This window comes from Pseudomonas sp. FYR_5, from assembly GCF_043106315.1.
Classification (GTDB): domain Bacteria; phylum Pseudomonadota; class Gammaproteobacteria; order Pseudomonadales; family Pseudomonadaceae; genus Aquipseudomonas; species Aquipseudomonas putida_Y.
On sequence record NZ_JBICMK010000066.1, the window covers coordinates 24,338 to 37,490 of the forward strand.

General features: G+C 60.6%; 9 protein-coding genes. 5 read left to right on the forward strand and 4 right to left on the reverse strand.

The window, feature by feature from the left end:
* Positions 1-153 precede the first annotated feature (153 nt).
* A complete protein-coding gene (locus ACF8RA_RS10630) occupies positions 154-2,604 on the reverse strand; it encodes a glycogen/starch/alpha-glucan phosphorylase (RefSeq protein ID WP_392519152.1) in 2,451 nt (816 codons plus the stop codon).
* A 184-nt stretch (positions 2,605-2,788) separates the two neighbouring features.
* On the opposite strand from ACF8RA_RS10630, the gene ACF8RA_RS10635 reads away from it, so the two are divergent.
* Positions 2,789-3,193 carry a YkgJ family cysteine cluster protein gene (locus ACF8RA_RS10635; protein ID WP_049870388.1) on the forward strand — a complete coding sequence of 135 codons (405 nt, stop codon included), beginning with the start codon at positions 2,789-2,791 and terminating at the stop codon, positions 3,191-3,193.
* A gap of 189 nt (positions 3,194-3,382) precedes the next feature.
* Here the strand turns inward: ACF8RA_RS10635 and typA are convergent, their stop codons facing one another.
* Complete coding sequence (gene typA, locus ACF8RA_RS10640) at positions 3,383-5,203, reverse strand: translational GTPase TypA (protein WP_021783717.1); 1,821 nt, start codon at positions 5,201-5,203, stop codon at positions 3,383-3,385.
* 128 nt (positions 5,204-5,331) lie between these two features.
* The gene (thiI, locus tag ACF8RA_RS10645) at positions 5,332-6,786 is read right to left on the reverse strand and encodes a tRNA uracil 4-sulfurtransferase ThiI (RefSeq protein ID WP_003249221.1); all 1,455 of its coding nucleotides are present in this window, start codon (positions 6,784-6,786) and stop codon (positions 5,332-5,334) included.
* Between the two features lie 470 nt (positions 6,787-7,256).
* Between thiI and glnA the strand changes: the two genes are divergently transcribed.
* The 3 genes from glnA (at position 7,257) to ntrC (ending at position 11,547) form a co-directional block, all read left to right on the forward strand.
* Complete coding sequence (gene glnA / locus ACF8RA_RS10650) at positions 7,257-8,663, forward strand: type I glutamate--ammonia ligase (RefSeq protein WP_021783715.1); 1,407 nt, start codon at positions 7,257-7,259, stop codon at positions 8,661-8,663.
* A 365-nt stretch (positions 8,664-9,028) separates the two neighbouring features.
* Positions 9,029-10,114 (forward strand): nitrogen regulation protein NR(II), encoded by a 1,086-nt coding sequence (gene glnL / locus ACF8RA_RS10655; protein ID WP_209969488.1) that lies wholly within the window; start codon positions 9,029-9,031, stop codon positions 10,112-10,114.
* The gene (gene ntrC / locus ACF8RA_RS10660) at positions 10,111-11,547 is read left to right on the forward strand and encodes a nitrogen regulation protein NR(I) (protein WP_176684809.1); all 1,437 of its coding nucleotides are present in this window, start codon (positions 10,111-10,113) and stop codon (positions 11,545-11,547) included. Before glnL ends, ntrC begins: the two co-directional genes overlap by 4 nt.
* A gap of 589 nt (positions 11,548-12,136) precedes the next feature.
* On the opposite strand, the gene ACF8RA_RS10665 is transcribed toward ntrC, so the two are convergent.
* Positions 12,137-12,574, reverse strand: a complete 438-nt coding sequence (locus tag ACF8RA_RS10665; protein WP_176684808.1) for a hypothetical protein — start codon at positions 12,572-12,574, stop codon at positions 12,137-12,139.
* On the opposite strand from ACF8RA_RS10665, the gene trmL reads away from it, so the two are divergent.
* On the forward strand, positions 12,573-13,034 hold the full coding sequence (gene trmL, locus ACF8RA_RS10670; protein WP_003249209.1) for a tRNA (uridine(34)/cytosine(34)/5-carboxymethylaminomethyluridine(34)-2'-O)-methyltransferase TrmL: 462 nt from the start codon (positions 12,573-12,575) through the stop codon (positions 13,032-13,034). The two genes, ACF8RA_RS10665 and trmL, sit on opposite strands and share 2 nt — an antisense overlap.
* Positions 13,035-13,153 lie beyond the last annotated feature (119 nt).

Consider the following 13,153-nt stretch of genomic DNA (forward strand, 5'->3'; position numbering starts at 1 on the left):
CACGGCTCTCAGACGGCACAATAGGTCGGTAGTTCAGCGCGCGCCAGGCCGGTGGTCTGGTTGTGGGGCCATTCGCGGGCACGCGCGCTCCCAGGTTGATGAAAGCCCTGCAGGAAGCGGGTCTACCCGCGAACAAGCCAGCACAGGCCTACCTCAATCCAGCGCCTTCCAGATCTCGGTCGCATACTCACGGATAGTCCGATCCGACGAGAACCAGCCCATCCGCGCGGTATTGAGCACCGCCTTGCGCCACCACTCCTGCGGCGTGTGCCACAGATCCTCGACCCGCCGCTGGGCATCCCAGTAGGCATCGAAATCGGCGCACACCAGGAAGCGATCGTAGGCCACCAGGCCGTCGATCAACCCGGTGTAACGAGAGGGGTCGTCGGGCGAGAACACACCACTGCGAATAGCCTGCAACACATCGCTCAAACGGTTGGAAGCGGCTATGGCGGCGTTGGCACCAAAGTCACCGGCACGCTTGCGCGTTTCAACCTGCTGCGCGGTCAGGCCAAAGATGAACATGTTGTCAGCCCCCACCTGTTCGCACATCTCCACATTGGCGCCATCCAGAGTGCCGATGGTCAGCGCACCATTGAGGCCGAACTTCATGTTGCTGGTACCGGACGCTTCGTAACCTGCGGTGGATATCTGCTCGGAAAGGTCGGCCGCCGGGATGATGCTCTCGGCCAGGCTGACGTTGTAGTTGGGCAGGAATACCACCTTCAGCAGGCCGCGCACCGTCGGGTCGTTGTTCACCACCCGGGCGATGTCGTTTGCCAGTTTGATGATCAATTTGGCCTGGTGGTAACTGGCCGCAGCCTTGCCAGCGAAGATCTTCACCCGTGGCACCCAGTTGGTGCCAGGGTCATTGCGTATGGCCTGGTACAGTGCAACGGTGTGCAGCAGGTTGAGCAACTGGCGCTTGTATTCGTGAATGCGTTTGACCTGAACATCGAATAGAGCCTCGGGGTTGACCGTGACACCGATGCGATCCTGAATGATGCTGGCCAGGGCACGCTTGCTGTGCAGCCGCTGGGCAGCGAACTGCTTGCGAAAAGCGGCTTTGTCGGCGAACGGCACCAGGCCCGCCAGCCGCGTCTGCGGGTCGTCCTTGAGTTCCGGCCCAAGTGCCTCGACCAGCATCTCGGTCAACTGGGGGTTGGACTGGTACAACCAGCGGCGGAAGGTAATGCCGTTGGTCTTGTTGTTGATCCGTTTCGGGTAGAGCTTGTGCAGCTCGGAGAACACCGTGCTCTTCATCAACTTGCTGTGCAGCGCCGACACGCCGTTGACGCTGTGCGAGCCAAGAAACGCCAGGTTGCCCATGCGCACCCGTCGGCCGTTGTCTTCCTCGATCAGCGAAACCGCGCGCAGCACGTCGAAATCGTGCAGGCCTTTGGCCCGCAACGCATCGATATGGTAGGCATTGATCAGGTAGATGATCTGCATGTGCCGCGGCAGCATGCGTTCCATCAGCGCTACCGGCCAGGTTTCCAGGGCTTCTGGCAACAGGGTGTGGTTGGTGTAGGCGAGCGTGCCGACGGTCAGCTCCCAGGCCTTTTCCCAAGGCACTTCGTGCTGGTCCACCAGCAACCGCATCAACTCCGCCACCGCAATCGAAGGGTGGGTGTCGTTTAGCTGGATGGCCGCTGCATCGGGCAGGTTGAGCAGGTCCTTGTGCATGTTCAGGTGGCGCCGCAGCAAGTCCTGCAGCGAAGCCGAGACGAAAAAGTACTCCTGGCGAAGGCGCAGCTCCTGACCAGCCTCGGTACTGTCGGCCGGGTAGAGTACCCGCGAAATGCTCTCGGCACGCGCCACTTCAGCCACCGCCCCCAAGTGGTCACCGGCGTTGAAGCGCTCCAGGTGCAACTCTTCCAGCGCACGGGCACGCCACAGGCGCAGGGTGTTGACGCTGGATCCGCGCCAGCCGACCACCGGCGTGTCGTAGGCTACCGCCCGCACCGTCTCGCCAGGCCACCATACCTGGCGCTGGGCACCGCTTGCATCGTGCACCGTTTCGACACTGCCGCCGAAACTGATAGGGTAGATCACCTCGGCGCGCTCGAACTCCCAGGGGTTGCCGAAATCCAGCCAGTTTTCGGTCTGTTCCTGCTGCCAACCATCGACCACGGCCTGACGGAACAACCCATGCTCGTAGCGGATGCCGTAGCCATGGGCAGCGATACCCAAGGTAGACATGCTCTCCATGAAGCAAGCCGCCAGACGGCCAAGGCCGCCATTGCCCAGCGCAGCATCCGGCTCGAGCAGGCGAATGCGCTCGAGGTCCACATCAAGCCCCTCCAGCGCATCGCGCGCGATGTCCAGCAGGCCCAGGTTGCTCAGGCTGTCGTACAGCAAGCGCCCGATGAGAAACTCCAGGGAAAGGTAGTAGACCCGTTTCTGGCTACGCCGATAGGCCTGCCGGGTGTGATCCATCCAGTGGTCGACCATGTGATCGCGCGCAGCCAGGGCAATGGCCTCGAACCAGTCATGGTCGAAGGCATGCTCGGGGTCCTTGCCGACCGCGTAGGTCAGCTTGTTCAGTACAGCGGTGCGAAAATCCGCGACTTCGGCGTCACGTGCTTTGGGTTCCTGGGACATGCGGCATCCTCGGGCAAGTTGACGAAAGCGGAGGGAGAGTGATGAGACTAGACCCTTCGACAGGGAGCGACAGTTACGGTTCGCAGTTTTCATGCCCACTCTGCGATTCCGGCAAAAGGTTGTTCATAAATTGAACAATTCCGGTATCATCGCGCGCCCCAAGACCGTGATCCACCCTATAAAGATGAAAACGACCCTGATCGCCGCCGCCGAAGTCGACCGCCTGGAGACTTGGCAGCGCTACGCCAGCCACATGTGCCACGGCTGCCATTCGACCTGCTGCACCCTGCCGGTAGAGGTGAAGATCAAGGATCTGATCCGTATCGGCGTGGTCGACGAGTTCGAAAAAGACGAACCACCCAAGAACGTGGCCAAACGCCTGCAAAAAGAAGGCATCATCGAGCGCTTCAACCAGAAGTCGGGCATCTTCACCCTGACCCGGATGAGCAACGACGACTGCATGTACCTGGATCGTAAAAGCCGCCTGTGCACCATTTATGACAAGCGCCCGGATACCTGCCGCAACCACCCCAAGGTCGGGCCGCGGCCGGGGTATTGTGCTTACAAGCCCAAAGTGGTTGGGCGCTGATCTATTGCCTGCACCGGCCTCTTCGCGGGTAAACCCGCTCCTACAGGTACTGTGGAGGTCTTGACCTTTGTGGAAATCCTGAGCGGGTTTACCCGCGAAGAGGCCAGTACCACCAGCACAAAAAACCCAGACAAACTAAAACGCCCCCGGCCTTTCGACCGGGGGCGTTTTCATTCAGCCTGAGCTAACTCAGTTCTTGGCTTTCTTGGCTGCGCGGGTACGCTCGCCTTCGTCCAGGATCTTCTTGCGCAGACGGATCGACTTAGGAGTCACTTCGCACAGCTCGTCGTCCTGGATGAACTCCAGGGCTTGCTCGAGGGTGTGGCGAACTGGCGGCACCAGGGCGATGACTTCGTCTTTGCCCGAAGCACGCATGTTGTCGAGCTTCTTGCCTTTGGTCGGGTTCACGCCCAGGTCGTTGTCACGGCTGTTCAGGCCGATGATCTGACCGTTGTAGATCTCTTGGCCGTGTTCAACGAACAGCTTGCCGCGAGCCTGCAGGGTTTCCAGCGAGTAGGTCAGTGCCTTGCCGGTCTCGACCGAAACCAGTACGCCGTTGAGGCGGCCGGACATCTGGCCCGACTTCATGGTGTCGTAGCGATCGAAGATCGAGGTCAGGATGCCTGCACCGTTGGTCAGGGTCAGGAACTGGTTACGGAAACCGATCAGACCACGGGCTGGAATGTTGTACTCCAGACGAACACGACCCTTGCCATCCGGAACCATGTTGGTCAGGTCGCCTTTACGCAGCCCCATTTCTTCCATGACCTTGCCCTGGGATTCTTCAGGGATGTCGATGGTGACGTTCTCGAACGGCTCCTGCTTGACGCCGTCGACTTCGCGGATGATCACTTCAGGACGGCCCACGGCCATTTCGAAGCCTTCACGACGCATGGTTTCGATCAGCACCGACAGGTGCAGCTCACCACGGCCCGAGACCTTGAACTTGTCAGGGGAGTCGGTTTCCTGAACGCGCAGGGCAACGTTGTACAGCAGTTCCTTGTCCAGACGGTCCTTGATGTTACGGCTGGTGACGAACTTGCCTTCTTTACCGCAGAACGGCGAGTCGTTGACCTGGAAGGTCATCGAAACGGTCGGCTCGTCAACGGTCAGCGGCTTCATCGCTTCTACCGCATCCGGGGCGCACAGGGTGTCGGAGATGAACAGCTCATCGAAACCGCTGATGCAGACGATATCGCCAGCCTGGGCTTCTTCGACGTCAACGCGGTGCAGACCGTGGTGACCCATCAGCTTCAGGATACGGCCGTTACGCTTCTTGCCGTTGGTGTCGATGGCGACAACCGGGGTGTTCGGCTTGACACGACCACGGGCGATGCGGCCAACACCGATAACGCCGAGGAAGCTGTTGTAGTCCAGTGCAGAGATCTGCATCTGGAACGGGCCTTCGCGGTCAACAGACGGAGCCGGTACGTTGTCGATGATCGACTGGTACAGCGCGGTCATGTCTTCGCCCATGGCGGTGTGGTCCAGGCCGGCAATGCCGTTCAGGGCCGAGGCGTAGACCACTTTGAAGTCCAGCTGTTCGTCGGTGGCACCGAGGTTGTCGAACAGGTCGAAGATCTGGTCCAGAACCCAGTCAGGCCGCGCGCCTGGGCGGTCAACCTTGTTGATCACGACGATTGGCTTCAGGCCGGCTTCGAAGGCCTTCTTGGTCACGAAGCGGGTTTGCGGCATCGGGCCGTCCTGGGCGTCGACCAGCAGCAGCACGGAGTCGACCATCGACATTACACGCTCAACCTCGCCACCGAAGTCGGCGTGGCCGGGGGTGTCGACGATGTTGATGTGGTAGCCGTTCCAGTTGATGGCGGTGTTTTTCGCCAGAATGGTAATACCGCGCTCTTTTTCCTGGTCGTTGGAGTCCATGACGCGCTCGTCGTTGAGCTCGTTACGCTCCAGAGTGCCGGACTGACGCAGGAGTTTGTCGACCAGAGTGGTTTTACCATGGTCAACGTGGGCGATGATGGCGATGTTACGCAGATTTTCGATCACAAGTGTATCTCGATCAGAGGATTCGGTTGCCGCCCAGTGTAGGCGGCCAATATGTACTGTTTAAGGCTCAGCGGGCCCGGCGGTCGGGAGGGCGATGGCGAATACTGCCGCCATACAGCCCCGGCATCTTATGTCGGACGATAAACACGCACATTGGCATGTCCCTCACTGAGCAGGTGGTGTGCGTGCAAACGGCTCATCACACCCTTGTCGCAATACAGCAAGTACTGGCGCGTAGGGTCCAGGTGCTTGAACTTGCTGTTGATGGCGTAGAACGGCATGGCCTGGACCTCGATACCTTCCAGCACCAGTGGTTCGTCTTCCTGGGCATCGGGGTGGCGAATGTCGATGACGATCTGGCCAGGCAGCGCCTCGGCCACTTCCTCGATTTCGATGTCCTTGCCCAGCTCATCGATCACATGGTCGATGGAAATGAACTTGGCGCGCTCAAGAGCGCGCTCCAGCACGGCCATGTCGAACTGCTTTTCTTCGTGCTCCATGCGGTGACGCTTGGCATGGGTAGTCGGGTTTACCGAGATCACGCCGCAGTATTCCGGCATGTGCTTGGCAAAGTCCGCGGTGCCGATTTCGGTGGCCTGGTCGATGATGTCCTGCTTGTGGCTGGCCAGCAGCGGGCGCAGCACCAGCTTGTCGGTGGCCGAGTCGATGATCGACAGGTTCGGCAAGGTCTGGCTGGACACCTGGGAAATCGCTTCGCCGGTCACCAGCGCGTCGATCTGCAGGCGGTCGGCCATATGGGCGGCGCCGCGCAGCATCATGCGCTTGAGGGTCACGCCCATGTAGCTGTTGTCGACCTTGTTGAGGATTTCGCCAACCACTTCTTCGAACGGCACGCTGATGAACAGTACACGCTGGCTGCTGCCGTACTTCTTCCACAGGTAGTGGGCCACTTCCATCACGCCCAGCTCATGGGCACGGCCGCCGAGGTTGAAGAAGCAGAAGTGGGTCATCAGGCCGCGGCGCATCATCTGGTAGGCCGCAACGGTGGAGTCGAAACCACCGGACATCAGCACCAGGGTCTGTTCCAGGGCACCCAGCGGATAACCGCCGATGCCATTGTGCTGGTTGTGGATCACGTACAGGCGCTGGTCGCGGATTTCGATGCGCACCAGCACTTCAGGCTTCTTCAGCTCGATCCCGGCGGCGCCACACTGCTGGCGCAGCTGGCTGCCGACGTAACGGTCGACGTCCATCGAAGTGAAGTCATGGTGGCCACCGCGCTTGCAGCGCACGGCGAAGTGCTTGCCGGCCAGCAGGTGGCCGAAGTGGTGCTTGCACTTGGCGACGATGTCGTCGAAGTCACCCAGCGGGTATTCCTCGACCTGCAGGAAGTGGGTGATACCCGGCGTGCAGGTGAGGCGCTCGATCATCTCGCGCTGAACTTTTTCGTCTTCGACGCGGGTAACCACTTCGAGATTGTCCCAGACACCATCGACCGCGAGCTCAGGGTCGAGATCCTTGAGCACGTTGCGGATGTTCTTGCCAAGCTGGCGGATGAAGCGCTTGCGCACCGGCCGGCTTTTGATGGTGATTTCTGGGAAGACTTTGACGATAAGTTTCATTGGTTAACAGCGCGCGCAGGGCCTGCCGAAAATGAGGGGCGCGAATTATATCGGAAATTGCTCAGGATTTGACCAACTTTTGATCAGAAGCTTTGAGATAAATGCAGAGAGCGGGTTTTGCAGTGCCTGTTCCGGCCCTTTCGCGGGTGCCCCCGCGCCTACAAGCAGTGCAAAGCCCGTAGGAGCGGGTTTACCCGCGAAGAGGCCCTAGAAGCTGGCACACCACTCATGCCACGCACCCTATTGGTGCGAGATGATCAAAAAACGCATCGTAAGGGTGCACTTTTACCCGCCACCCCTACGCCAAATGCCCGCAAACGCCCCCTTTTATCCCAGCCTCGCCATTTTCGGGCACTGGCATGCAATTTGCTCCCTTGTGAGGCAGGTAAGCTTGGCCGACTATCCGCGCCCGGCAACACCCTTTTTCCAGGGCAGCGGCCCACCGCGCTCTAGACCATCCGGAGGACAACATGTCGAAGTCGGTTCAACTCATCAAAGATCATGACGTCAAGTGGATTGATCTGCGTTTCACGGACACCAAAGGCACTCAGCACCACGTGACCATGCCGTCGCGTGATGCGCTGGACGAAGACTTCTTCGAAGTCGGCAAGATGTTCGACGGTTCCTCCATCGCTGGCTGGAAAGGCATCGAAGCCTCCGACATGATCCTGATGCCGGTTGACGAAACCGCCGTTCTGGATCCGTTCACCGAAGAGCCAACCCTGATCATTACCTGCGACATCGTCGACCCGTCGAGCATGCAGGGCTACGATCGTGACCCACGTGCAATCGCCAAGCGCGCCGAAGAGTACCTGAAGAGCACCGGCATCGGTGACACCGTATTCGCCGGCCCAGAGCCTGAGTTCTTCATCTTCGACGAAGTGAAGTTCCAGTCGGACATCTCCGGCTCGATGTTCAAGATCTTCTCCGAGCAGGGCTCGTGGATGACCGGCGCTGACGTGGAAGGCGGTAACAAAGGCCACCGTCCAGGCGTGAAAGGTGGCTACTTCCCGGTTCCGCCGTTCGACCACGACCACGAAATCCGTACTGCCATGTGCAACGCTCTGGAAGAAATGGGCCAGACCGTTGAAGTTCACCACCACGAAGTGGCGACTGCCGGCCAGAACGAAATCGGCGTCAAGTTCAACACCCTGGTGAAGAAGGCTGACGAAGTACAGGCGCTGAAATACGTCGTGCACAACGTTGCCGACGCTTACGGCCGTACCGCCACCTTCATGCCGAAGCCACTGTATGGCGACAACGGCTCGGGCATGCACGTGCACATGTCGATCTGGAAAGACGGCAAGAACACCTTCTCGGGTGAAGGCTATGCCGGCCTGTCCGACACCGCCCTGTACTTCATCGGCGGTATCATCAAGCACGGTAAGGCCCTGAACGGCTTCACCAACCCGTCGACCAACTCCTACAAGCGTCTGGTTCCAGGCTTCGAAGCCCCGGTAATGCTGGCCTACTCGGCTCGCAACCGCTCCGCCTCGATCCGTATTCCTTACGTTGGCAGCCCGAAAGCCCGCCGTATCGAAGCACGCTTCCCGGACCCATCGGCCAACCCGTACCTGGCCTTCGCGGCCCTGCTGATGGCTGGCCTGGACGGCATCCAGAACAAGATCCACCCAGGCGACGCGGCCGACAAGAACCTGTACGACCTGCCGCCAGAAGAAGCCAAGAACATCCCGCAAGTGTGCGGCAGCCTGAAAGAAGCTCTGGAAGAGCTGGATAAAGGCCGTGCGTTCCTGACCAAGGGCGGCGTGTTCTCCGACGACTTCATCGATGCCTTCATCGAGCTGAAGAGCGAAGAAGAAATCAAGGTGCGCACCTTCGTACACCCGCTGGAATACGAGCTGTACTACAGCTGCTGATCTGATTGGCGCCTCGCGCCGATGACCTGATCACAACGGCCTCCTCCGGGAGGCCGTTTTCGTTTCTGCGCACCAAGCAGAAGCACTGCAACCCCGCCTGTCACGCTATGCTCTATCTTGGTGCACTAATTCACACCATGCCCTCATTTGCTCCCCAATCTGGTTCAAATTAAACGTTTCACCAAGACTTTCTGGTCCGAATTTGCGCAGTTTCAGGCCTTTCTCGGCAAATTCCGCTTCTTTTCGGCGCTTTGGTTTGTTTCTTGCATTTTCTTATCAAGAGTCTCGCATCAGTGGATCCACCCCGCGTCCGGCCCTGGCCATAACAGTGCCAGGCAAGCGCCAAAAGAGGTCAACGACGCCTTATGACCATCAGCGATGCACAGCACCGTCTGCTTCTGGACAACCTGACCACTGCCACGTTGCTGCTCAACGCCGAGCTGCGCCTGGAGTACATGAATCCGGCCGCAGAAATGCTACTGGCCGTCAGTGGCCAGCGCAGCCATGGGCAGTTCATCAGCGAACTGTTCACCGAATCGACCGAGGCGCTCAGCTCGCTGCGCCAGGCGGTCGAGCAGGCGCACCCGTTCACCAAGCGTGAAGCGCAGCTTACATCGCTGACCGGGCAGACCATCACTGTCGACTACGCGGTAACGCCGATACTGCATCAAGGCCAGACCCTGCTGTTGCTCGAAGTGCATCCGCGGGACCGGCTGCTGCGCATCACCAAGGAAGAGGCCCAACTGAGCAAGCAGGAAACCACCAAGATGCTGGTACGCGGCCTGGCCCACGAAATCAAGAACCCCCTTGGCGGCATCCGCGGAGCGGCCCAGCTACTGGCCCGCGAACTGCCCGAGGAAGGGCTGCGCGATTACACCAATGTAATCATCGAAGAGGCTGACCGTTTGCGTAACCTGGTCGACCGCATGCTCGGCTCGAACAAGCTGCCGTCGCTGGCCATGACCAATATTCACGAAGTGCTGGAGCGGGTGTGTAGCCTGGTCGATGCCGAAAGCCAGGGGTGCATCACTTTGGTGCGCGATTACGACCCGAGCCTGCCGGACGTGCTGATCGACCGAGAGCAGATGATTCAGGCCGTACTCAACATCGTGCGCAACGCCATGCAGGCGATCAGCGCGCAGAATGAGCTGCGCCTGGGTCGCATTACCTTGCGCAGCCGCGCCCTGCGCCAGTTCACCATCGGCCACGTGCGTCACCGCCTGGTAGCGCGGGTAGAGATCATCGACAACGGCCCGGGCATCCCGCCGGAACTGCAAGACACCCTCTTCTATCCCATGGTCAGTGGTCGCCCGGACGGTACCGGGCTGGGCCTGGCCATTACCCAGAACATCATCAGCCAGCACCAGGGCCTGATCGAGTGTGAAAGCCACGCAGGCCATACCGCCTTCTCGATTTACCTGCCTCTGGAACAAGGAGCCACCGCCTCATGAGCCGAAGTGAAACCGTCTGGATCGTCGACGATGATCGCTCCATCCGCTGGGTCCTGGAAAAAGCCCTGCAACAGGAAGGCATGACCACCCAGAGCTTCGACAGCGCAGACGGTGTCATGGGGCGCTTGGCACGCCAGCAACCCGACGTGATCATTTCCGACATCCGCATGCCTGGCACCAGCGGCCTCGACCTGCTGGCGCAGATCCGCGAGCAGCACCCGCGCCTGCCGGTCATCATCATGACCGCCCACTCCGACCTGGACAGCGCCGTGGCCTCGTACCAGGGCGGTGCCTTCGAGTACCTGCCCAAGCCATTCGATGTCGACGAAGCGGTATCGCTGGTCAAGCGCGCCAACCAGCACGCCCAGGAGCAGCAAGGCCTGGATGTGCCACAGAACCTGGCGCGCACCCCGGAAATCATTGGCGAAGCCCCGGCGATGCAGGAGGTGTTCCGTGCCATCGGCCGCCTCAGCCACTCCAACATCACCGTGCTGATCAACGGCGAGTCCGGCACCGGCAAAGAACTGGTGGCCCACGCCCTGCACCGACACAGCCCGCGCGCAGCATCGCCGTTCATTGCCCTGAACATGGCCGCCATCCCCAAGGATCTGATGGAGTCGGAGCTGTTCGGCCATGAGAAAGGCGCCTTCACAGGTGCTGCCAACTTGCGTCGGGGCCGTTTCGAGCAGGCCGATGGCGGCACGCTGTTCCTCGACGAAATCGGGGACATGCCCGCCGACACCCAGACCCGCCTGCTGCGCGTGCTGGCCGACGGCGAGTTCTACCGCGTGGGCGGCCACGTGCCAGTCAAGGTCGACGTGCGCATCATCGCCGCCACCCACCAGAACCTGGAATCACTGGTGCAGGCCGGCAAGTTCCGTGAAGACTTGTTCCACCGTCTTAATGTCATCCGTATCCACATTCCGCGCCTGGCCGACCGCCGCGAAGATATCCCCGCCCTCGCCCGCCACTTCCTTGCCCGGGCCGCCCAGGAGTTGGCAGTCGAGCCGAAGATCCTCAAGCCGGAGACTGAAGAGTTCATCCGCAACCTGCCATGGCCGGGCAACGTGCGGCAGATGGAGAACACTTGCCGCTGGATTACCGTGATGGCCTCCAGCCGCGAAGTGCTGATCGGTGACCTGCCGCCAGAACTGCTGAACCTGCCACAAGACGCCGCGCCGGTAACCAACTGGGAGCAGGCCCTGCGCCAGTGGGCCGACCAGGCCTTGGCGCGCGGGCAGACCAACCTGCTGGACAGCGCAGTGCCGAGCTTTGAACGGATCATGATCGAGACGGCACTCAAGCACACCGCCGGACGCCGGCGGGATGCCGCGCTGTTGCTGGGCTGGGGGCGTAACACCCTGACGCGCAAGATCAAGGAATTGGGGATGAATGTGGCTGGTGGGGATGATGAGGAAGGTGATGACCACTGAGCTCTGAATTAGCCTTCTAGATTGCTGGGGCTGCTTTGCAGCCCATCGCGACACAAGGCCGCTCCCACGGGATCACCTCTGCCCCAAGGCTGATGCGATGGACACACATCGGGGTCGTCGTAGGAGCGGGTTCACCCGCGAAGAGGCCGGGCCTGCTGGCCAATCTCCACCTGCCGCTCACCATTGCCGCCACCATCGTATTCGCGGGTAAACCCGCTCCTACCACGATCCTGTGGGAGCGGCCTTGTGTCGCGATGGGGCGCAAAGCGGCCCCAGCCATTTCAGCCGTCTGAATGCACCGTTCCTGTGCCGGCTGCACCTCTCGAAGGCACAAATACCCTTAAAATCCGGCCAAATCACCCGCAAAGCCCAGTATTCACGGCTTTTGCAAAACTGGCACGCCCCCTGCAATAAGCAATACATCTACAGTTTCGGGGGCCCTGGTACAGGCAGGCCGGGTGAACCCCTCTTTTACACGCAGCACCGCCCGTTTTGGGGACCTCGGTACAGGCAGGCCGGGACATCCCCCCTTTATACGCAGTACCCCTTTTGGGGACCCTGGTACAGGCAGGCCGGGATATCCCCTCTTTTATTCGTGCAGTTTCACTTGCACCCGCCAGCGCCCAGCGTCCTCTGCACCGGCCCATTCGCCGTGCAGGGGGCGCGCGGCCACCACCGTCAGCAACAAACCTTCCTTGGTGTGCTGTACCCGCCAGCTCACCGGCTTGCCTTGCAGGCTAAGCTGCCCTTGCTGAGCCTTGCCCTGGGCCTGGAACAGCAACGCCACCGTCCCTTCCACGTTCTCGCCATGCAGCTTGGGCTCTTCGTTGAACCAAAGCTCCAGGCCATCCTGCATCACCTGCACCTGTTGCAACTCACGCTCGTCGGGCGTAGTCAGGCGACCGATCATCAGCCCCACCATCAAGCCGACGATCGCCAACGACAGCATCACCCGTGGGAAGGCCTTCGAACGCACGTCCGGTTCAGGAGTAGAATGCCCGTCATCTTCACGCTTGGAGCCGTGCATGTTTCACGTCATCCTTTTTCAACCAGAAATTCCGCCGAATACCGGCAACATCATTCGTCTATGCGCCAACAGCGGCTGCGCCCTGCACCTGATCGAACCCATCAGCTTCGAACTGGATGACAAGCGCCTGCGCCGCGCAGGGCTGGACTACCACGAGTATGCCACGCTCAAGCGTCACGAGAGCTTGGCCGGATGCCTGGAAAGCCTTGGCAACCCACGGTTGTTCGCCTTTACCACCAAGGGCTCGCACCCGTTCCACGAAGTGGCCTTCCAGCCGGGCGACGCCTTCCTGTTCGGGCCGGAGAGCCGCGGGCTGCCGGCCGAGGTGCTGGACAGCCTGCCGGCCGAACACCGCCTGCGCCTGCCGATGCGGCCGGGGTGCCGTAGCCTGAACCTGTCCAATACCGTGGCGGTGACGGTGTATGAGGCGTGGCGGCAGAACGGGTTTGCCGGGAGCTGATGTGTCGCCTGTGCCGGCCTTTTCGCGGGTAAACCCGCTCCTACACAGGTCGAGGGAACGGCGCGATCGCCTGTAGCAGCGGGTTACCCGCGAAGAGGCCCGCACAGGCAAAAAAAAAG